General features: G+C 65.4%; 19 protein-coding genes, 1 tRNA gene and 1 riboswitch. Of the genes, 12 read left to right on the top strand and 8 right to left on the bottom strand.

The features are described from left to right. Positions 1 to 8 precede the first annotated feature (8 nt). Positions 9 to 1,238 carry a D-mannonate dehydratase ManD gene (gene manD / locus CXQ88_RS05380; protein WP_104043143.1) on the top strand — a complete coding sequence of 410 codons (1,230 nt, stop codon included), beginning with the start codon at positions 9 to 11 and terminating at the stop codon, positions 1,236 to 1,238. 47 nt (positions 1,239 to 1,285) lie between these two features. Beyond that, the gene (locus CXQ88_RS05375) at positions 1,286 to 3,541 is read left to right on the top strand and encodes a gluconokinase, GntK/IdnK-type (RefSeq protein ID WP_104043378.1); all 2,256 of its coding nucleotides are present in this window, start codon (positions 1,286 to 1,288) and stop codon (positions 3,539 to 3,541) included. Positions 3,542 to 3,620: 79 nt separating this feature from the next. On the opposite strand, the gene CXQ88_RS05370 is transcribed toward CXQ88_RS05375, so the two are convergent. From CXQ88_RS05370 to CXQ88_RS05355, 4 genes are all read right to left on the bottom strand, one after another. Beyond that, complete coding sequence (locus CXQ88_RS05370) at positions 3,621 to 4,385, bottom strand: maleylpyruvate isomerase family mycothiol-dependent enzyme (protein WP_104043142.1); 765 nt, start codon at positions 4,383 to 4,385, stop codon at positions 3,621 to 3,623. Continuing rightward, positions 4,385 to 5,209: a fumarylacetoacetate hydrolase family protein gene (locus CXQ88_RS05365; RefSeq protein WP_104043141.1), complete on the bottom strand. Its 825-nt coding sequence runs from the start codon at positions 5,207 to 5,209 to the stop codon at positions 4,385 to 4,387. Before CXQ88_RS05365 ends, CXQ88_RS05370 begins: the two co-directional genes overlap by 1 nt. Beyond that, positions 5,209 to 6,339: a cupin domain-containing protein gene (locus CXQ88_RS05360; protein WP_104043140.1), complete on the bottom strand. Its 1,131-nt coding sequence runs from the start codon at positions 6,337 to 6,339 to the stop codon at positions 5,209 to 5,211. The genes CXQ88_RS05365 and CXQ88_RS05360 overlap by 1 nt, the downstream gene beginning before the upstream one ends. Before the next feature lie 109 nt (positions 6,340 to 6,448). Further along, a complete protein-coding gene (locus tag CXQ88_RS05355) occupies positions 6,449 to 7,297 on the bottom strand; it encodes an IclR family transcriptional regulator (protein WP_258061693.1) in 849 nt (282 codons plus the stop codon). A gap of 48 nt (positions 7,298 to 7,345) precedes the next feature. Between CXQ88_RS05355 and CXQ88_RS05350 the strand changes: the two genes are divergently transcribed. After that, the gene (locus tag CXQ88_RS05350; RefSeq protein WP_104043138.1) at positions 7,346 to 8,677 is read left to right on the top strand and encodes an MFS transporter; all 1,332 of its coding nucleotides are present in this window, start codon (positions 7,346 to 7,348) and stop codon (positions 8,675 to 8,677) included. After that, positions 8,670 to 9,920 carry an FAD-dependent oxidoreductase gene (locus tag CXQ88_RS05345; RefSeq protein ID WP_104043137.1) on the top strand — a complete coding sequence of 417 codons (1,251 nt, stop codon included), beginning with the start codon at positions 8,670 to 8,672 and terminating at the stop codon, positions 9,918 to 9,920. Before CXQ88_RS05350 ends, CXQ88_RS05345 begins: the two co-directional genes overlap by 8 nt. 122 nt (positions 9,921 to 10,042) lie before the next feature. Here CXQ88_RS05345 and CXQ88_RS05340 read toward each other — a convergent pair. Further along, positions 10,043 to 10,132, bottom strand: a tRNA-Ser gene (locus CXQ88_RS05340). 251 nt (positions 10,133 to 10,383) lie between these two features. Here CXQ88_RS05340 and CXQ88_RS05335 point away from each other — a divergent pair. From CXQ88_RS05335 to CXQ88_RS05320, 4 genes are all read left to right on the top strand, one after another. Continuing rightward, entirely contained in the window at positions 10,384 to 12,003 is a 1,620-nt protein-coding gene (locus CXQ88_RS05335) for an HNH endonuclease signature motif containing protein (RefSeq protein ID WP_104043136.1), read from the top strand. A 108-nt stretch (positions 12,004 to 12,111) separates the two neighbouring features. After that, positions 12,112 to 13,143, top strand: coding sequence for a zinc-dependent alcohol dehydrogenase (locus tag CXQ88_RS05330; RefSeq protein ID WP_104043135.1), 1,032 nt, complete (start codon positions 12,112 to 12,114; stop codon positions 13,141 to 13,143). Positions 13,144 to 13,146: 3 nt separating this feature from the next. Further along, positions 13,147 to 13,542 carry a 6-pyruvoyl trahydropterin synthase family protein gene (locus tag CXQ88_RS05325; protein WP_104043134.1) on the top strand — a complete coding sequence of 132 codons (396 nt, stop codon included), beginning with the start codon at positions 13,147 to 13,149 and terminating at the stop codon, positions 13,540 to 13,542. Positions 13,543 to 13,547: 5 nt separating this feature from the next. Next, a complete protein-coding gene (locus CXQ88_RS05320; protein ID WP_104043133.1) occupies positions 13,548 to 14,612 on the top strand; it encodes a glycosyltransferase family 4 protein in 1,065 nt (354 codons plus the stop codon). A 33-nt stretch (positions 14,613 to 14,645) separates the two neighbouring features. On the opposite strand, the gene CXQ88_RS05315 is transcribed toward CXQ88_RS05320, so the two are convergent. Then, the gene (locus CXQ88_RS05315; RefSeq protein ID WP_104043132.1) at positions 14,646 to 15,152 is read right to left on the bottom strand and encodes a nucleoside deaminase; all 507 of its coding nucleotides are present in this window, start codon (positions 15,150 to 15,152) and stop codon (positions 14,646 to 14,648) included. A gap of 60 nt (positions 15,153 to 15,212) precedes the next feature. Here CXQ88_RS05315 and CXQ88_RS05310 point away from each other — a divergent pair, with 60 nt between their 5' ends. From CXQ88_RS05310 to CXQ88_RS05295, 4 genes are read left to right on the top strand one after another with little or no spacing between them, the layout of a single operon-like run. Next, on the top strand, positions 15,213 to 16,136 hold the full coding sequence (locus CXQ88_RS05310; RefSeq protein ID WP_104043131.1) for a phosphatase PAP2 family protein: 924 nt from the start codon (positions 15,213 to 15,215) through the stop codon (positions 16,134 to 16,136). A gap of 40 nt (positions 16,137 to 16,176) precedes the next feature. After that, the gene (gene upp / locus CXQ88_RS05305; protein WP_104043130.1) at positions 16,177 to 16,812 is read left to right on the top strand and encodes a uracil phosphoribosyltransferase; all 636 of its coding nucleotides are present in this window, start codon (positions 16,177 to 16,179) and stop codon (positions 16,810 to 16,812) included. Positions 16,813 to 16,857: 45 nt separating this feature from the next. Then, complete coding sequence (locus CXQ88_RS05300; RefSeq protein WP_104043129.1) at positions 16,858 to 17,232, top strand: glyoxalase superfamily protein; 375 nt, start codon at positions 16,858 to 16,860, stop codon at positions 17,230 to 17,232. Between the two features lie 6 nt (positions 17,233 to 17,238). After that, positions 17,239 to 17,928, top strand: a complete 690-nt coding sequence (locus tag CXQ88_RS05295; RefSeq protein ID WP_104043128.1) for an HAD-IA family hydrolase — start codon at positions 17,239 to 17,241, stop codon at positions 17,926 to 17,928. Here CXQ88_RS05295 and CXQ88_RS05290 read toward each other — a convergent pair. Further along, on the bottom strand, positions 17,909 to 18,352 hold the full coding sequence (locus CXQ88_RS05290) for a YdeI/OmpD-associated family protein (protein ID WP_104043127.1): 444 nt from the start codon (positions 18,350 to 18,352) through the stop codon (positions 17,909 to 17,911). The two genes, CXQ88_RS05295 and CXQ88_RS05290, sit on opposite strands and share 20 nt — an antisense overlap. Positions 18,353 to 18,432: 80 nt before the next feature. Further along, the gene (locus CXQ88_RS21715; protein ID WP_181037428.1) at positions 18,433 to 19,137 is read right to left on the bottom strand and encodes a hypothetical protein; all 705 of its coding nucleotides are present in this window, start codon (positions 19,135 to 19,137) and stop codon (positions 18,433 to 18,435) included. Between the two features lie 5 nt (positions 19,138 to 19,142). After that, positions 19,143 to 19,303: riboswitch (cyclic di-AMP (ydaO/yuaA leader) on the bottom strand. Positions 19,304 to 19,331 lie beyond the last annotated feature (28 nt).

Here is a 19,331-nt window from a genome sequence, read left to right as displayed (position 1 = left end):
GATCTGCCGTGAAAATCATTGCCGCTGAAGTCTTTGTGACCAGTCCCTCCCGGAACTTTGTGACCCTCAGGATCACCACGGAGGATGGTGTGACGGGTATTGGTGACGCCACGCTGAACGGCCGCGAATTGGCTGTCGCCGCGTATTTGAAGGAGCATGTGGCGCAGCTGCTGATCGGGAAGGATCCGCACCGGATCGAGGACACCTGGCAGTTCCTGTACCGCTCCTCGTACTGGCGCCGGGGCCCGGTGACGATGGCCGCGATCGCCGCGGTGGACATGGCGTTGTGGGACATCAAGGGCAAGATGGCTGGCATGCCGGTGTACCAGCTCCTGGGCGGGGCGTCCCGCAACGGGCTGCGCGCGTACGGGCACGCCTCCGGCGCGGATTTGCCGGCCTTGTTTGATTCGGTGCGGGAGCACCTGGAGCTCGGGTACAAGTCGATCCGGATCCAGACCGCCGTCCCGGGCATCACGGCCGTGTACGGTGTGGCAGCACAGGCGCAGGCATCCGGTGAACGGTACGACTATGAACCCGCCGGGCGGGGGGCGTTCCCGGTGGAGGAGGACTGGGACACCCGCGCGTACCTGCGGCACCTGCCTACCGTGTTCGAGGCGGTGCGGAACGAGTTCGGCCCGGAGATCCCGCTGCTGCACGACGGGCACCACCGGATGACTCCGATCCAGGCCGCGAAGCTGGGCAAGGCTTTGGAGCCGTATGACCTGTTCTGGCTCGAGGACTGCACCCCGGCGGAGAACCAGGAAGGCCTGCGGCTGGTCCGGCAGCACACCACCACCCCGCTGGCGATCGGCGAGATCTTCAACACCGTGTGGGATTACCAGACCCTCATCAAGGAGCAGCTGATCGATTACGTCCGGGCCGCCTCGACGCACTTCGGCGGGATCAGCCCGTTGAAGAAGGTGATGGATTTCGCCGCGCAGTACCAGATCAAGTCCGGCTTCCACGGCCCCACCGACATTTCCCCGGTGGGTTTCGCCGCGCAGTTGCACGTGGGCCTGGCCATCCATAACTACGGCATCCAGGAATACATGCAGCACTCCAACGCCACTAACGAGGTCTTTGAGCAGTCCATGACGTTCGTGGACGGCTACCTGCACCCGGGCGACAAGCCAGGCATCGGCGTCGAATTCAACGAGGAAGCCGCAGCAGCCTACCCCTACCAGCAGGCTTACCTGCCCTATAACCGCCTCATCGACGGAACGGTCCACGACTGGTGAACACCTCCAACACCGAAACCGGCAAGCCTAAACTCCGTGTCATCGTGATGGGAGTGTCCGGCTGCGGCAAGACCACCATCGGCGACCTCGTTGCCCGGGAACTTGGCGTCCCGTTCCTCGACGGCGATTCCCTCCACCCCGTGGAGAACGTCGCCAAGATGGCAGCCGGGACACCTTTGACTGATGAGGACCGCTGGCCGTGGCTCGCCACCGTGGGCGCCGAGCTGGCCAATGCGGGCGACGGCGGCATGGTCCTAGCGTGCTCCGCGCTGCGCCGCAGCTACCGCGACGCTATTCGGAAGCAGGCTCCGGACACCATCTTCCTGCACCTGCACGGCAGCGAAGAGGTGCTGAGGGCACGGACTGAAGGGCGCTCGGGGCACTTCATGCCGCCGGCGCTGCTGGTGTCCCAGCTCGCCACGCTGGAACCGCTGGGCGCAGACGAAGCCGCCGTGGTGGTGGACATCGCCGCCCCCGTCGGTGAGGTGGTATCCGAGGCACTCAAGGGAATTGCCGCCGTCGTACGCCCCACGGCTGCTGCGGCGGGCAGTTCACCCCGGCAGTTCGACGTCGACCTTCAGGCCGCGCCGTTCAACCTCGACGACGACGCCGTCGCCTGGGTGGAATCCACCCTGGCCGGCATGAGCCTTGAGGAGAAGATCGGCCAGCTTTTCATCAACCACAACAACGACTACTCCCCGGAGTACCTCGATGGTGTGCTGGAGAACTTCCACGTGGGCGGCATGCGGTACCGGCCCGGCCCATCCGCTGCGGTGCAGGAGCACATCCGTTACGCCCAGTCCAGGACCCGCATCCCGCTGCTGGTGGCCTCCAACCCGGAAATGGGGGGAGCCGGAAGCTGCGACGACGGAACGTTTGTGTCCACGCACCTGCAGGCCGGCTCACACCCGGACAAGGCCATCGCCCGCCAGATGGGACAGGTGGCCGGGGTGGAAACCGCGGCGCTCGGCTGTAACTGGGCCTTCGCCCCGATCGTGGACATTCACTACAACTGGCGGAACACTGTCATCTCCACCCGCGCCTTCGGCAACACCCCGGAGATCGTGGTGGAGCGGGCCAAGGAGTACTTCGACGGCATCAGCGAGTCCGCCACTGTCTGCGCCATGAAGCACTTCCCCGGGGACGGTGTGGATGAGCGGGACCAGCACGTGGTCACCTCCTACAACACCTTTAGTTACGAGGAGTGGAACCGGACGTACGGGCACGTGTACCGCGAGATGATCGGACACGGCGTGCAGTCCATCATGATCGGGCACATCGGGGCGCCGGAACTGTCCCGGCACTTCCGGCCCGGCATGGCTGATAAGGACATCCTGCCCGCAACGCTCGGGCCCGAGCTGCTCCAGGACCTGCTCCGCGGTGAACTCGGCTTCAATGGACTGGTCCTGACGGACGCCTCGCTGATGGTGGGCCTCACCCAGGCCATGAAGCGCAAGGACCTGGTGCCGGCCACCATCGCCGCGGGCTGCGACATGTTCCTGTTCTTCCGCAATCCGGCGGAGGACTTCGGCTACATGCTGGACGGCTACAAGTCCGGCGTCATCACCGAACAGCGGCTGCACGATGCACTGCGCCGGATCCTGGGGCTGAAGGCTTCTTTGGGGCTGCACCGGACGCCTGTCTCTGAGCTCGTGCCGCCTGCTGAGGCGTTGGCTGTGATCGGCAGCGAGGTGCACCGTGCCATCGCGGCGGAGATCGCGGACAAAACCATCACGCTGGTCAAGGACACAGCGGGCAACCTGCCCATTACACCGGAGACCCATCCGCGGATCCGTTTGTATGGGATTTCCGGCGGCGCTGACTTCACCCGTGCTGATCCCCTGGCCTATCTGGACACGGTGAAGGAAGAGCTGGAAGCGGCTGGCTTTGAGGTGCATGTGTTCAAGACGGCCGAGCAGCGGGAGGCCGCGGGCGAGACCGGCATGAACTTCATGCGGGTCCTTTCCGAGGAAGCCACCGCCGATTACCCGGAGAAGTACGACGCCGCGTTTGTGTTCGCCAACGTGAAGGGATTCGCGCAGGAGGCTGCCATCCGGATCAAGTGGTCCTCGCCGATGGCTGCGGAGATCCCCTGGTACACCACCGAGGTGCCCACGGTGTTTGTCTCGCTCAACCAGCCCAATCACCTGATTGATGTGCCGATGGTCAAGACGGCGATCCACGCGCATGCGGGTTCCCGGGAGGCTATCCGGGCCACCATCGCCAAGATCCAAGGCAAGTCGGAGTTCCAGGGAACGTTCAACGACAACGTGTTCTGCGGGTCCTTCGACACCCGGCTCTAGAAGGCATGGAGATGCCCGGTACCGTCTGGAAGGCGGTACCGGGCATTCTTGTTGATCTAGCGCCTCGCGCAGCCTTGCTTCAGATCCACTTCGGCGGAGCGGGAAGCGTGCCACCTGCTGCACCCGGCCCGGAGGCCGTGACGCCGCCAGTTCCACGGCCGGCAGCCCATTCGACGACGGCGGCCAGTGGGCCCGTGATAATCGTCGGGTCGGCAGCGCTAGTGTCGCCGAACGTCAGGCCACTCCCGGCAATTGTTCTCTCCACCTTTATAAGAAGTGCGGTGTCCGTGCCGCGGGTCCGCCAGGCTCCGGTGATATCGCCGAGGAGCCGTTCCAGGACGGGAGCAGGAATGTCGTTGAATGTGGCCCCGTTGTCCAAGTCCACGGCGTGCATCCAGACTTCCCGGGTACGCATCCACACGGTCTCCTCGGCCGGGACGGTGCGGCCCTGGGCGGTCTTGACCTTGTGGTGCCAGGCATCGGCAGGCAGGTCGCGCCATTCCACGTTCAGGTGCACAGCAGAATGGTCGAAAAGGTGCCGCAGCGCGATCGGGGACAGCGTGGCGCCGAACTCGATCTCATGGTTCCGGGCCTCCGGCGAAGAATACATCGGGGTTTCCACGCCGGTGGCAGCCCATTCGATCAGTCGGGCGATGGCCCGCGCGTTGTAGCCCACGTGTGCCACGACATGCCGGCGGGTCCAGCCGGGAAGGAGGGTGCCGCCGTCGAGCTCTGCATCGGTCAGCTCGTTCAGCTTGCGGGCGAAGAACGCCGTGCCCCGGCGCCCCTGGAGCAGTGCGTCCAGGAGCGCCGGGTCCGCGGTTTGGTCGTGGCGGGCTGCCATCAGGCTTCCTTGACCACGCGGTTCTTCAGCTGGCCGAGGCCTTCGATGGTGGTGACCAGGATTTGGCCCTCCTGCAGGTAGCGCTTGGGGTCCTGGGCGTGGCCCACGCCGCCGGGGGTGCCGGTGGCGATCACGTCTCCCGGGTTCAGGGTAATGATGGTGGAGATGTAGGAGACCAGGAATTCCGGCGTGAACACCAGGTCCGAGGTGGGGGTGCTCTGCTGGACTTCGCCGTCGACCTCCGAGGTCATCAGCGGGCCGGCAGTGAATTCGTCCTTGGTGACCAGGGCGGGGCCGAACGGGGTGGACTTCTCCCAGGTCTTGCCCTGCAGCCACTGGATGGTGCGGAACTGGTAGTCGCGCATGGACACATCGTTAAGCACGGCGTAACCGGCGATGTGGTCTGCGGCGTCGGCTTCACTGATCCGGCGGCCCTGCTTGCCGATCACTACGGCGAGTTCGGCTTCCCAGTCCACGGTGTCCGATTCCTGCGGCAGGGCGAGGTCGTCGTTGGGGCCGATCAGGGATTCGGCGTACTTCGCAAACAGGGTGGGGTACTCGGGAACTTCCCGGCCCATCTCCTTGATGTGGTTGCGGTAGTTGTGGCCCACGCAGATGATTTTCCCCGGGAAGGGGACGACGGCGGCGAGGTCGGCGCCGTCGAGCGGGTGGGTTGCGCCGCTGGCAGCCTGCGCCGCGGTTTCCCACGACGGGTCCTGCAGCAGGGCGCCGACGTCGGCGAATCCGGGAATCTCGGTGAGGGTCTCGCCGTCCTGGCGGACAGCAACGGTGCCAGCAGAGGTGCGGAGGGTGAGGAGTTTCATTACTTGGTGCGTCCTTCGGTGTAGGTTCGGTTGAAGCTCAGGCGCTCGAAGATCGGGGCATCGCTGAAGCGGAACAGGTCGAATTCGTTTTCGGCCTGGAGCGACCATGCTGCCCAGGACGGAACAACGAAGAGGTCCCCCTTGGTCAGCTTTTTGGTTTCGCCGTTCAGAACCACGGAGCCCGTGCCTTCGAAGACTTGCCACACGCTGGAGCCCACTTCGTGGAGTGTCTCGGTGGTGGCGCCGGCACGGAGGCGGTGGAACTCGGCGCGGATGGTGGGCATCACGTCCCCGCCGGTGGTCGGGTTGGTGTACCGGACGGCGGCGTGGCCCTGCGAGACGGTGGCGGGGTGGCCTTCGTCCTCAAGCAGCAGCTGCTCGCGCAGTGCCCGGTCCGTGTACTCCCATCGGTACGCGGCGATGGGGGAGCTGGTGGTGTTGTCCAGGCCGGAGAGCGGGCGCAGGCCGGGGTGCGCCCAGAGCCGCTCCGAGCGGGAGATGTCAGGAGTGGCTTCGTCGGTGACGCGCTCGGTGCCGAACTCGAAGAACCCGGCGTCCGCGTAATGGACGAACGGGATGTCCAGGCCGTCGATCCAGGCCATCGGCTCATCGGTGTCGTTGTGGTGGCCGTGGAAGTTCCACCCCGGGGTCAGCAGGAAATCGCCCCGGGACATGCGCACAGGGTCACCGTTCACCACGGTCCACACGCCTTCGCCCTCCACGACGAAACGGAACGCGTTTTGGGAATGGCGGTGCTCCGGCGCTGTTTCGCGGGCACCAAGGTACTGGATCGCCGCCCACAGCGTGGGAGTGGCGTACGGGGTGCCGGCCAGCCCCGGGTTAGCCAGGGCAATCGCCCGGCGTTCCCCGCCGCGGCCCACCGGCACCAGGTCGCCGGCCCGTGCAGCCAGCGGGTACAGGTCATCCCAGCGCCACACATGCGGAACCGCCTTTGGAGACGGCACCATCGGCATCAGGTCGCCGATCTCCGTCCACAGCGGGATCAGGTTCTCCTTGTTGAAATCCCGGTACAGCTGCTCCAGCTGGGCGGCTTCCTCAGGGGTCGGCTCGGGCAAGGCGTGGCTGGCGGCCACTGATTCATGTGTCGTGTTCTCGGCGCTGATGGACACGTAGGCCTCCTGGTTGGTCCGAACAGTTCTTGGCGTAGTTCGACCCTAGGGATGCGCGAGTGGGACTCCCAGTACTTTCTGTTCTGCAGAATTCGCCGCTCGGGTGAGTTCAGTCCGGCTCGGCCGGGTTGGCGGCAATGTCAATTTCCAACTGCCGGCAGGTCTCGCGCAGGGCGGCGACCAAACCGCCGTCGAACACTGCTCGGAACCGTGTGGCAGGGGTGGCGACGCTGATCGCTCCCACTACCTGGCCCTGCCGGTTGTGCAGCGCCATGCCCAGGGCGCTCACGCCGTCTTCCGTGCCCTCGAAGTTGGCAGCAAAGCCGTTGCTGCGGACGGAATCGAGCTCCCGCAGGAATGCCGGATAGTCCTCCTCGGCGATGGTGTCACCGCTGATGTCGGCATAGTTGCTGCGGAAGAGCTGCTGGATCATGGACGGATCCAGCTCTGCAAGGATGGCCTTGCCGCCGGAGGTCTTGCTCGCGGGCAGCACCGTCCCCTGCCTGTCGCCCACCCGCAATACACTGTTTCCTTCAATGGTGGCCAGGAAGCGCACTTTGGTGCCAACCCGCACCATGAGGTTGACGGTCTCGTTGAGCTGCGCGGACAGCAGTTCCATGTGAGGTTGGGCCAGCGAGCGGAGCAGCCGGGTCCAGCTCAGTCCGGCCGGCCCGACCCCCATCGCGGGGCCGGGGACGTAGCGCCGGGTTTCATCCTGCACGGCGAAACCCCGGTAGACCAGCATCGCCAGGAGGCGGTGGGCGGTGGACGGGGCAACTCCCAGTTCCTCGGCCGCGTCCTTCAACCGCAGCGCCCCGCCGTCGCGCAGCAGTTGGAGCAGCTGCAGTGCGTTGTCCACGGCTTCGATGGAATACGTGGGCCGCTTCTGCACGGGCTTCTTCTGGCCAGGCTTCCGCCCCGGCTTTGCCGAGCCTTGCGGAGCGGGATTGTTCTGCACATCAGAATTGTATTGTGGTTCATCTTGGGCGGCCATGACAGTGGTGGGATGAATCACACACTTCCCGCTGCAGCGACGCAACGGTCCTCACGGGGGGCACCCGCCACCTCGCCTGCTTCCTCGTCCGACGGCGGGCGCGGCCGGTTCTCCAAGGCCTCGGCGTTGGCAGTCCTCGTCTGCTGGCTGTTGGTGGTATTCGACGGCTACGACCTGATTGTCTACGGCACGGTCCAGTCCTCCTTGATTTCCGAAACCGGCTGGGGCCTGACCAAGGCCACCGCCGGCACCATCGGGTCCATGGCCTTTGTCGGCATGATGATCGGCGCCATCTTCGCAGGCCGCATGGCTGACTCGTGGGGCCGCCGCCGGACCATTCTCGGTTGCGCAGTCGTTTTCTCCGTTTTCACCGTTCTTTGCGCGTTCGCTCCCAATGCTGCCGTCTTCGGTATCCTGAGGCTCCTCGCGGGGATCGGACTCGGTGGACTGGTGCCTTCCGCAAACGCCCTTGTGGCCGAACTGGTCCCCACCAAATGGCGGTCCACTATTGCCACTTTGATGATGTCCGGTGTCCCGATCGGGGGCTCCATTGCCGCCCTTGTGGGGATCCAGATGATTCCCGCGTTTGGCTGGCAGTCAATGTTCCTCGTGGCCGTGCTGGCACTGGTGATTGTGGTGCCGCTCGGGCTGAAATACATTCCCGAGACGCTGACTTCGGACCAGCCGGCTGCGGCTGGCGCCAAGGCATCCTCCGGCTTCTCCTCCTTGCTCCGCGCCCCCTACCTGGGCATCAGCATGCTGTTTGCTGTCGCAACGATCGCCACGCTCTTCGCCTGGTACGGCCTGGGCACCTGGCTGCCCAACCTCATGCAATTGGCTGGCTACAACCTTGGCTCCGCGCTGACCTTCGCACTGGCACTCAACGTGGGTGCGGTGGCCGGTTCGGTCATCACTGCCTGGGCAGGGACGCGCTTCGGTCCTATTCCGACGGCGATAGCCGCAGCCGCAGTCGCGGCCGGTGCACTGGTAGTCCTCGTGATGGGACCGTCCGTCGCAGTGGTGTACCTCATGCTGGTGCTGGCCGGCGTCGGAACCCACGGCACGCAGTGCCTCATCATTGCGGCCGTCGCGAACCACTATCCCGCCCACCTGCGCGGAACAGCCCTCGGCTGGGCGCTGGGGACGGGGCGCATCGGCGCCGTAGCGGCCCCGCAGGTGGGTGGCCTCCTCCTGGCCGCCGGGCTGGGCGTCAACTCCAACTTCCTCGCCTTCGCCGGTGCCGCCGCCATCGCCGCGGTGCTGCTCGCCGCCGTCGGCCTTCACCTCAAATCCAAACTTCCAACCTCCACCTCAATTTCAACAACAGGAGCAAGCAATGTCTGAGCACGCCACGTCCACCGATGTCCTGGTGATCGGAGGGGGAATGGCCGGTCTGGCCGGAGCCCTTGCGCTGCGTGAGAATGGCGCCAACGTCACCCTCGTGGAGAGGGCGCCTGAATTCGGCGAGGTGGGAGCCGGGCTGCAGATGGCGCCCAACGCGTCCCGTGTCCTGAAGCGCTGGGGCCTGCTGGACAAGGCGCTGGAGATTGGTGTGCAGCCCAAGCACCTGGTGTTCCGCGACGCCGTCACCGGCGAGGAGCTCACGCGCCAGACGCTCGGTGGGGAATTCGCGGCACGCTACGGCGCGCCGTACGTGGTGATCCACCGCAGCGACCTGCACCGCGTCCTGCTTGAGGGGTGTGAGGCGGCCGGCGTCAAGCTGGTCAACGACGTTATGGTCGAAGGTGTCGAGACGGTTAACGGCCGCGGCGTGGCACACACCGCCGCGGGCGTGGACTATGAAGCCGACGTGGTGATTGGGGCCGACGGGCTCAAGTCCACGCTCCGTCCCCTCGTTGCCAAGGACGATCCGGTGTCCTCCGCTTACGTGGCGTACCGCGGCACTGTGCCCATCACCGAAGACACGCCCAAGGCCGACCTTGAGGACGTCATCGTGTACCTCGGCCCGGACTGCCACCTGGTGCAGTACCCGCTGCGAAAGGGCGAGTTGCTCAACACCGTGGCTGTCTTCAAGTCTGCATCCTTCGAACGCGGCGAGGAGCAGTACGGGGGAGTGGACGAGCTCCAGGCTGCCTACAAGGACTGCGTGCCCGCCGTCCAGGAGGCGCTGAAGAACCTGGCCACCGGCATCCGCTGGCCCATGTACGACCGTGACCCGATTGAGAACTGGGTGGCCGGCCGGATGGTGCTGATGGGCGACGCCGCGCACCCCATGCTCCAGTACCTCGCCCAGGGCGCCTGCCAAGCCCTTGAGGATGCCGCTGCGTTGCAGGATGCGAGCGCGGGCACTGTGTTTACTGGCGACGGGGTCAACCCGGCCGGTTGGGACGAGGCAATCCGGGAGTTCAACGACGTCCGCGCCAGCCGCACGGCCCGGGTCCAGCGAACCGCCCGTGTGTGGGGCGAGTCCTGGCATGTCTCGGGCCTGGCCCGTACGCTGCGCAACCTTCTGTTCAGGAGCCGGAAGGACAACAACTTCCAGTACAACGACTGGCTGTACGCGCAGGATGGCGACGGCGTTCCCGCTGTTACGCCGAAGAAGATCGCAGAGAGCGCGGCGGCGTAAACGGCGGTTGGGCCTGTCGAAGTCCCGCCGGTTGAGCTTGTGAAACCTCGCTGACAGGCTGAAGCACCGATATGAGAAAAGCCCCCGGTTCCCTTCTTCAAGGGAGCCGGGGGCTTTTGCAGTGGCGGTGACGGTGGGATTTGAACCCACGTTGGCTTTTACACCAAACAACATTTCGAGTGTTGCACCTTCGGCCGCTCGGACACGTCACCAACCTCAATAGGGTACCGGAGCGAGGCGCCCATCCCCAAAACGGGATGGACCGTTGGGGGCCCGACGCGTGTTCTTCAGTCTCTCGTTGCGGTTCTTTTCGGTCGGTGAGGGCAAGCGGACCGGATTCAATTCCAAGTGGGCTGGGCGTTCTCCTCCGTTTCGGGGAAGCGCCCAAAGAAGTTTGAAAAATTCTTTCTAGGAACAGGCCCAGAGGCCCTGTTTTGTCGGACCCCCTCAGGATGATTGGTTTATGGGGAACGCAGCAGTGGCGAAGGCATTTGAGGACATCAAGTCCGCTCTTGCCGTGCTCAACGTTGAGGTGGACGGGTGTGGTTCGGAGCCGCCCTCGGAGGCTGATCCATTGGCAGGTTTGGCGGATGGGTGCCTGGACATCCTTGCTGGGGCGCGTGAGGCGGAGGCCGGGTTCGCGGGCCTGAAGGCCCGGGCTGCGGTGAAGTACGCGGACACTGCCCGGGCGATAGCGCCGCCGGACGCGCCGGTGCAGGCGCAGGAGATGGCCATTGCCGCGGAAATCGGCGGCCTGCTGGCCCTTGGTTCCCGGGCAGCGGGTTCGTTCCTGGCCGCATCCCACGCCCTGGCCAAGGAGCTGCCGCTGACACTGTCGGCATTGCAGGCAGGGACGATTAGCTGGCAGCACGCCCTGGTGATGGTGGACGAGACCGCCAGTCTTGAACCCGCTGGGGCCGCCGCCCTGGAAGCGCAGTTCCTGGACCCGGCAACACCAAAACCCGCTACGGTCGCCACGGTCGGGGAGATGCCCGCCAACCGGTTCCGCCACAAGGCCCGGACCTGGCGGGAACGGCACCACGCCGAATCCATCGAACAACGCCACGCCAAAGGGGTGGCCGACCGGCGCGTAGAATACCGGCCCGATCAGGACGGAATGGCCTGGCTCTCCGCCTACCTTCCCGCCCACCACGCCACCGCGGTCTGGAACAAGCTCACCGCGACCGCCCGCGGACTACAAGGACCGGACGAGGCCCGCACCCTCAGCCAGCTGCGCACGGACCTGTATGCCGGGTGCCTCCTCGGCGACACCGCCAGCCCAGCAAGCGCCAGTCCCGCAACCGGTGACGCCACACGTCCGGGTACCGATGCCGGCCTATCCTCGGGGATCCGGGCCCAGGTCCTGGTCACCGTTCCCGTGTTCTCCCTAATGGGCCTGACCGAGGAGCCTGCGGTGCTGGACGGCTTCGGCCCCATTCCGCCGTCGCTGGCACGCCAACTCGTCGCGAACGGTGCAGGCTCGTTCTACCGGGTCCTCGTCGACCCCCGCGACGGGGCGCCGCTGGAAATCGGGCGCGACAGTTACCGCCTGACCAAAGCCATGAAAAAGGCACTGCAGCTTCGTGACGGCAAATGCACCTTTCCCGGCTGCAACAACAACTCTCTGGACAACGAAATTGACCACCTTCAGGCCTGGCAGCACGGCGGAACCACGGGAATCAGCAACTTGGCCCAGCTTTGCCCAAAGCATCACCGCCTCAAACACACCAGCGGCTGGAAGCCCACCCCGGCCACCCAGAATGCGCCACCCGGCTGGACCTCACCCACCGGCAGACACTACAAAGCCGAACACCACGACTGGGAACCACCCCACTGGCCGGAGTCTGCTGTGCCTGTGGACCTCAGCGTGCCGGACGACCGTTCGCAACTTTGGCCTCCGCCCGACGACCCGCCTGTCGCGAACCTGTATTGGCACGAAGAGTTGCCGGAAGACACCTATGATGACTGGCTGCTGCCCGGGTATAGGTTGCCCAAGGACCCTCTACCGGGGAGATATGGCGGCGCATGGCCTGCGAGGCGACTGCTGGCGTTTAGGTGCATGAATCCTGCCCTTACTGAATAGCATCCTTAATGACGGACGCCGGCTTGTCAGTTATGTAGTCCGCACCGCGGGAGGAAGTGCCGTCAGACTTTCCCCCAGGGCACTCAGGCAGCTAGATTCATCAGCAAGATGACTAATTCACGGACGCCCTTACATGCAACCGCCTACTGGACCACAGCTAAGGAGCACGGCGAACTCCGGTCTGAGGAGCTGCCCGCGCCCGGCCCCGGCCAAGCGCTGGTCCGTGCCCTGTACTCAGGCATCAGCAAGGGCACTGAGATGGTGGTCCACCACGGCTTAGTCCCGCCCCGCGTGGCCGAGGAAATGCGGGCTCCGCATCAGGAGGGCCAGTTCCCGGGGCCGGTGAAGTTCGGCTACTTGTCAGTGGGCGTTGTCGAGGAGGGGCCCGCCGAGTGGATAGGCCAGCGTGTGTTCTGCCTGAACCCGCACCAGGACCTGTATGTGGTGGAGCCGGATGCGCTCACCAGGGTTCCCGACGACGTCCCCTCCCGGCGGGCGGTGCTCACCGGTACGGTGGAAACGGCCATCAATGCACTCTGGGAGGCGGGACCGCGGCTGGGGGACCGGGTGGCCGTTGTGGGTGCCGGACTGGTGGGCGGTATGGTCGCGACCCTGTTAAGGACTTTTCCGCTGCAGCGCCTCCAGCTCGTAGACCTGGATCCGGGGCGCAAGCAGCTCGCAGATACGCTGGGTGTGGACTTCTCCCACCCGGATGACGCCCTCACGGACTGCGACATCGTGTTTCACTGCTCGGCCTCACAGGAGGGGCTCGAACGCAGCCTCCAGCTGGCAGGCGATGAGGGGGACGTCGTCGAGATGTCCTGGTACGCCAACCGCGAGGTCACGCTGCCACTGGGCGAGGACTTCCATGCACGCCGGCTGTCCATACGGGCAAGCCAGGTAGGAGTCGTGGCACGGGCCCGGCGTCACCGCAGGACCAACGCCGATCGCCTGGACCTGGCCGTATCCCTGCTGACGGATCCGGTGTTCGATGCCTTCATTACCGGAGCGTCACCATTCTCCGAGCTGCCCGAAACGGTGCAGGGACTCGCTAACGGCTCGCTGAATGCGCTGTGCCACGTCATCGAATATCCCCAAGACCGAAATTCCCAAGACCCAACCCGCGAAGACCAGAGGTAGCCCATGTTCAGCCTGACCGTCCGCCGCCACTTTATGATCGCCCACAGCCTTCCCCGGGAGGCCTTCGGACCCGCCCAGGCCCTGCACGGGGCAACGTTTGTCGCCGAGGTCACCTTCCGCCGTCGGACGCTCAACAATGACGCCATTGTGCTGGACATCGGCGCCGCGGGAACCATCATCGAAGACGTGCTGGCCGGCCTGAACTACCGCAACCTCGACGAGCACCCGGATTTCGAAGGCAAACTCAGCACCACCGAGGCGCTGGCGGAGTACATCGCCCAGTCAGTGGTGGAAAAGCTGAAGAATGACGACGACGGCGGCCAGCTCGCCGGGATCGACGTCACCTTGCGCGAGAACCCCGACGCCTGGGCCACCTACTCGCTGGACCTCGCGGCCTGATTCCAATGCGACCCGTCCGGCTCCTCGTACCAGCCAACATTCGCCACAACTCCGGTGGCAACGTTTACAACGCGCGCCTGGTCCACGGTCTGAAAACCTTGGGCGTCGAGGTGGACGTGCTGGCGGTCGAGGGATCCTGGCCGGAGTCCAGTGCTAAAGAACGACGGCGGCTGGGCAGCTCGCTGGGGGCATGGGAGCCGGAGGTTAGGCACGAGCCGGTCGTGACCATAGTGGATGGGCTGATCGCGATGGGCGCCCCGGACGAACTGGAGTTCGCAGCCAAAGCCCAACGGGAGACCTGGGTGCTGGTGCACATGCCGGCTCCGGCGCACCACGAGCTCGAGGCCAGGGCCCTCCGAGCGGCATCGGGAGTCATCTGTACCAGCAGCTGGGCGGCCGGCGTCCTCGAAGCACGCCACGGCTTAGGAGGATTGCGCGTCGCCCTTCCGGGTACGGAGCCCGCACCCGGGGCCAAAGGTTCATTCCCACCGCACATCATCACCGTGGCTGCGCTCCTGCCAAACAAGGACCAGCTGCTGACAGTCGAAGCCCTGGCGCGGATCAAGGACCTTCAGTGGACGGCGGCGCTGGTTGGATCGGACACGGCCGACCTGGAGTACGCAGGCCTGGTGCGGGCAGCAGTCGCCGCGCACGGGTTGGAGCACCGAGTGCGGGTAGCGGGCGAGCTCAAAGGCCAGACGCTCGAGGACGAATGGAACCGCACGGACCTGAGCGTGCTGGTTTCCCGCGCGGAGGCCTTCGGCATGGTGGTCACCGAATCGCTGGCGCACGGCATCCCGGCAGTTGTGCGCTCGGGAACGGGTGCTGTGGAAGCCCTTACCTTTGCCGCGCCGGGAGCGGGCGAAAACATCCGCCTCCCCGGCGCGGCTGTGCAATTTCCGGGTACCGACGATCCCGAAAACCCCACCGTGCTGGCCGCGGTCCTTCGGCGCTGGCTGCTGGACAGCGAAACCAGGGACACGTGGCGCGCCATGGCGCTGGACACGAGGGGCGGGTTGCCGGGCTGGGAACAGACAGCAGCGCAAGTGCTGGACATCCTCCGCGGCTAAACGTCAGGCCGGGTCGCAAGCAGACGAAAGCGGCTACAACCGTGTGCGGTGCCCCACAAAGAACTCACGCAATAACCCGCCGCATTCGTCTTCGCGGACCCCCGCGTAAACCTCAACCCAATGATTAAGCCGCCGCTCACGCAACACGTCGAACACGGATCCCGCGGCTCCGGCCTTCTCGTCCCAGGCCCCAAAAACAACCCGGGGAATCCGTGCCAGGACAATCGCCCCCGCACACATGGCGCAGGGCTCCAGCGTCACCACCAGCGTGCAGTCGGCGAGCCTCCAGCCGTCCCCGCTGCCGCCGTCGGCCATCGACAGCTTACGCAGCCGGGCCGCGGCCTCGCGGATGGCGACCACCTCGGCGTGCGCGGTGGGGTCTCCCAACTCCTCCCGCTGGTTCCGGCCGGAACCCAGGACGACGCCGTCGGGCCCTATGACCACGGCGCCGATCGGCACATCCTCCGTGGCAAGGGCACGGCGGGCCTCCGCCAGGGCAAGGCCCATCCAGGCGTCGTGGGTATTTTCTGCCGAGACCATGGCTCAATGATAGTTTCGAAGGATACCCAAGGCCCGTGACGTACACCGCCGGGAGGCACAATGAGCACAGTCCGAGACCGCGTGGACAAGTGGATTAAGCCTTATGCCGTCCTGGGGCTGACCATGATCATTGGCGGGGCGCTGGTGCTCGCCATGGCCCTGCTCGGAGCCGAGGTCTACTCGGACGTGGTGGACGAGGAGGGGCTGGCGAGCCTTGATATTCCTGCGTTGGAATACTCCCAGTCGCTGCGGAACCCCGCCGTCAGCGCTTTCGCCACCGGCTTCACTAACGTCGGCGGCGGGATCGGCATGCCTATCCTCGCCAGCGTCCTGACGGCATGGCTGACGCTCCTAAGCCGGACTTGGCGGCCTATCGTCCTGGTGGGCGGCGCGGCCCTCGTCTCCACCACGGCCACCACCCTGGGCAAGGGCCTGGTGGGCAGGACCCGTCCGGACCACTCCGAAGCAGTGCCGCCCTTTGAGACCTCACCGTCCTTTCCCAGCGGCCACACCCTGAATACAACAGTGGTGATCGGCGTCCTGGTGTACCTCATGTGCCTCCAGTTTCAGATGCTTTGGGCCAGGATCACCGCAATTACCGCCGGCGTTATCTTCATCATCGCCATGGGCCTGAGCCGGGTATTCCTGGGGCATCACTGGATGACGGACGTCGTGGCCGGGTGGTTCCTGGGCCTGGCCTGGGTGGGTATGGTGATCCTTGCCCACCGGCTCTTCCATCTGATGCGGAAGCGGGAGCATGCCGGCCCGGCACCCACCTTCGAGCATCCCGTCCTTCGGGAGGACCACAGTGCGGAGCCGCTCCCGGGCAGCGCGGGAACCTCCCAGGATAGCGACGCCGGCATTTCGGAGGGGCGCGACGGCGGCGCCGCCCAGCGAAACGGCGGCGGCTCATCAGGAACGAGCGACGGCAGCACCTCGCGGGGGAGCGACGGCGGCTCCTCGCGGACTGGTGCTGGGAGCTAGCGGCGGAAGGGCGCGGGCAGCCGGGTGATAGTTTTGACCCATGCGCACTCTCGTTGTGGACCACCCGCTGGTCGCCCATAAGCTCACGGTCCTGCGGGACAAGAACACCCCGTCCCCGGTCTTCCGGCAGTTGACGGAGGAGCTGGTTACACTCCTTGCGTACGAGGCCACCCGCGAGGTGCGCACCGAGCCCGTCACCATCGAAACGCCGGTCAGCACCACCGTAGGCACCGCGTTCACCAAGCCCACTCCTCTGGTGGTCCCCATCCTGCGCGCCGGACTGGGCATGCTCGAGGGCATGACCAAACTCGTTCCCACCGCAGAGGTGGGCTTTCTCGGCATGGCCCGGGATGAGGAGACCTTGGACATCATCACGTACGCCGAGCGCCTCCCCGAGAACCTCACGGACCGCCAGATCTTCGTCCTGGACCCCATGCTCGCCACCGGCGGGACCCTGCGCGAAGCCATCAAGTTCCTCTTTAAGCGCGGCGCTTCTGACGTCACGTGCATCTGCCTCCTTGCCGCTCCGGAAGGCCTGGCCAAGCTCGAGGAGGAACTCGCGGACGCCAACGTAACCATCGTCCTGGCCTCAATCGACGAAAAGCTCAACGAGAAGTCATACATTGTGCCCGGACTTGGGGACGCGGGCGACCGCCTTTACGGCATTGCGGGGTAGTCCTCAAGCCTTTCCCATTCCGCGTCCCGCCGCTAGCCTGTGCGGATGGACTGGAAACTGGAACTTGTGTATGTCCCTGTATCAGACGTGGACCGCGCCAAGGACTTCTACGTTAACAAGGTGGGGTTCAATGCCGACTTTGATGAGCGGCCCTCGGACTCCATCCGCTTTGTCCAGCTGACGCCGCCGGGCTCGGCCTGCTCGATCTGCATTGGGGACGGGCTTACGGACGCACCTCCAGGCACCGGCTCCAACCTCCAGCTCGTGGTGAACGACATTCATGCCGCGCACCAGCACCTGAAAAGCAACGGGGTGGACGTCAGCGACGTGGACATACAGGACTGGGGCCACTTCGTGTATTTCGCCGATCCCGACGGCAACAGGTGGGCCGTCCAGTACATCCCCGGTCGCGGCGCCTAAGGCACAATGGTTCCTGTGAACGTCTCCACGCCGGCTTCTACGCGGACCCTGACCTGCCGTGCCGTCCTCTTCGACATGGACGGCACCCTGGTGGACTCCACGGCTGTGGTCGAACAGGTCTGGGGCGAATTCGCTGCCCGCTATGGGCTGGACCTGGAGGAGATCCTCCGCACCTCGCATGGCGTGCAGGCAGGCGATACCGTCAGGCGTTTCGCCCCGCCAAGGTCAGATGTGCGGGCACTGACAGCGGAACTTGGTGCCATGGAACGCGTTCGTACCGCGGGCATAGTGCCCCTGCCCGGAGCGGCCCGTCTGCTGGAGACCCTGCCGGCAGACGCCGTCGCACTGGTGACCTCGGCTGACCGCATCCTTGCTGATATCCGGATGGGTGCAGCGGGGCTGGCCATGCCGGCCACAGTCGTCACGGCGGAATTGGTGACCAGGGGTAAGCCGGATCCGGAGGGATACCTGAAGGCGGCTGCTGGTCTGGGCGTGGATCCCGCCGACGCTGTTGTGTTCGAGGACGCCCCCGCCGGCATAGCCGCGGGAGTCGCGGCGGGCATCAGAACCGTAGCGGTGGGACCAAACACCGGGCCGCTGCCGGCCGGGGTACTGCACATCCCTGACTACAGTGCAGTCGACGCCCAGGCGGACAAGGACGATGAGGGCCGGACGGTCATTTCTTTCCGGCTTTGAGGTCTGCCACCACCTTGGCAATCCGCCGCGAGCGGGTTTCCGCAGTTTTGGCTTCGCCCAGCGGTTCCAGGTACCGGCGCTGCGCGCTGTAGCTCAGGGTGGCGTAGAACTCCTGGGCGGCCGGCTCTGCGGCTAATGCGGCCGCGAGGTCCTCAGGCACCTCCACAATCCGGGGCTGGGTGTCCAGGTCCAGCTCCACTTCCACGGTTTCTCCTGCCGCGACACCAACGAACTCCCTGTTGGCTGCGCTTAGTGAAATAAGGTTCTGCCCGCCCATCACGGCAATGCTGCTGCGGTAACTCTTGCCGTTGATTGTCACCACCACGGGTGGACGTTTTCCAGCCGCAAGCTCCGAGACAACCTGCTCCGGGACTTCGATGCCGGTCTTATTGCCGCTGCCCTGGATGGTGGTGGTGAACTTCATGGTTCACAGTATGCCGGGCGGCCCGCCCCTCTAAAAGGTGCGGGCCGCGCGGCTGACGTGTTTTGTTGTAACCGGTGGGCTTAGTACCAGTTGTTCGACAGGTGGAAGTTCAAGGCACCACACGGGGACTGGTAACGCTCCTGGATGTAGTCCAGGCCCCAGTTGATCTGCGTGCGGTAGTTGGTGCGGTAGTCCGCACCGGCGCTGGCCATTTTCTCAGCCGGCAGGGACTGCACGATGCCGTAGGCGCCGCTGCTCGGGTTGGTGGCTGTGGTGGTCCAATCCGATTCCTTGGTCCACAGTGTCTTAAGGCACTGCATCTGGTCCGGAGCCCAACCGTAGTTTCCCAGCTCACTGGCGGCATAAGCCTGGGCGCCGGCGGGGTCATTGACCGCGACGACGGGGGCAGGCTTAGGTGCAGGAGCGGGTGCCGGAGCACGCTTGGGAGCGGGTACCGGTTTGGGTGCCGGTGCGGGCTCGGCCGCCTGCGGAACCACATTGATGTCCGGCAGGGCCGGGGCAGCGGACTTGGGCGCGGGATTGGCCGTGATCTCGCTCTTCTCGATGCTGAGGTTGGACTGCGCCTTGGCGGCCTGGGTCTCGGTGGCGGCTACGCGGATGCTGGTTTCGGTAGCCTGTCCCGCAGCTCCCACTCCAACGAGGAGTGCGCAGGATGCGGCCACTACAGCGGCGCGCCTGCCGAAGGAAGAAATTTTGCCGGTTTCCGGTCCGGCCTGCGGTGCAGACTCGGTTTTCGGGCGTGGTTGTGCCAGGAATTTGAACATGATGAATCGCCTCTCACACCTGCGGAGTTAGCTGTCGGGTTCGGATGAGGGCATCCGGCCACACGGAAAGTTCACGTGCTGGCTTAACCCCAAGGGCAATCAGTGCCCGGGACGGTGGGTCCCCCGCCTCTGCCTTTGCTCAAGCGGAATCCGGGAAGTGGCAGAGCTTGGCGTAATCCGGATATGCGGCCCGA

The organism is Arthrobacter sp. ZGTC412 (assembly GCF_002929215.1).
In the GTDB taxonomy this organism is placed as follows: domain Bacteria; phylum Actinomycetota; class Actinomycetes; order Actinomycetales; family Micrococcaceae; genus Arthrobacter.
This window is presented reverse-complemented; position numbering and strand designations above follow the sequence as displayed.

Excerpts from the sequence above, each read along its gene's own strand:
- CXQ88_RS05375 (WP_104043378.1), top strand. The coding sequence starts at position 1,286 with ATGGGAGTGTCCGGCTGCGGCAAGACCACCATCGGCGACCTCGTTGCC.
- CXQ88_RS05370 (WP_104043142.1), bottom strand. The coding sequence starts at position 4,385 with ATGGCAGCCCGCCACGACCAAACCGCGGACCCGGCGCTCCTGGACGCA.
- CXQ88_RS05365 (WP_104043141.1), bottom strand. The coding sequence starts at position 5,209 with ATGAAACTCCTCACCCTCCGCACCTCTGCTGGCACCGTTGCTGTCCGC.
- CXQ88_RS05350 (WP_104043138.1), top strand. The coding sequence starts at position 7,346 with ATGAATCACACACTTCCCGCTGCAGCGACGCAACGGTCCTCACGGGGG.
- CXQ88_RS05345 (WP_104043137.1), top strand. The coding sequence starts at position 8,670 with ATGTCTGAGCACGCCACGTCCACCGATGTCCTGGTGATCGGAGGGGGA.
- CXQ88_RS05335 (WP_104043136.1), top strand. The coding sequence starts at position 10,384 with ATGGGGAACGCAGCAGTGGCGAAGGCATTTGAGGACATCAAGTCCGCT.
- CXQ88_RS05330 (WP_104043135.1), top strand. The coding sequence starts at position 12,112 with ATGACTAATTCACGGACGCCCTTACATGCAACCGCCTACTGGACCACA.
- CXQ88_RS05325 (WP_104043134.1), top strand. The coding sequence starts at position 13,147 with ATGTTCAGCCTGACCGTCCGCCGCCACTTTATGATCGCCCACAGCCTT.
- CXQ88_RS05320 (WP_104043133.1), top strand. The coding sequence starts at position 13,548 with ATGCGACCCGTCCGGCTCCTCGTACCAGCCAACATTCGCCACAACTCC.
- CXQ88_RS05315 (WP_104043132.1), bottom strand. The coding sequence starts at position 15,152 with ATGGTCTCGGCAGAAAATACCCACGACGCCTGGATGGGCCTTGCCCTG.
- CXQ88_RS05310 (WP_104043131.1), top strand. The coding sequence starts at position 15,213 with ATGAGCACAGTCCGAGACCGCGTGGACAAGTGGATTAAGCCTTATGCC.
- upp (WP_104043130.1), top strand. The coding sequence starts at position 16,177 with ATGCGCACTCTCGTTGTGGACCACCCGCTGGTCGCCCATAAGCTCACG.
- CXQ88_RS05300 (WP_104043129.1), top strand. The coding sequence starts at position 16,858 with ATGGACTGGAAACTGGAACTTGTGTATGTCCCTGTATCAGACGTGGAC.
- CXQ88_RS05295 (WP_104043128.1), top strand. The coding sequence starts at position 17,239 with ATGGTTCCTGTGAACGTCTCCACGCCGGCTTCTACGCGGACCCTGACC.
- CXQ88_RS05290 (WP_104043127.1), bottom strand. The coding sequence starts at position 18,352 with ATGAAGTTCACCACCACCATCCAGGGCAGCGGCAATAAGACCGGCATC.
- CXQ88_RS21715 (WP_181037428.1), bottom strand. The coding sequence starts at position 19,137 with ATGTTCAAATTCCTGGCACAACCACGCCCGAAAACCGAGTCTGCACCG.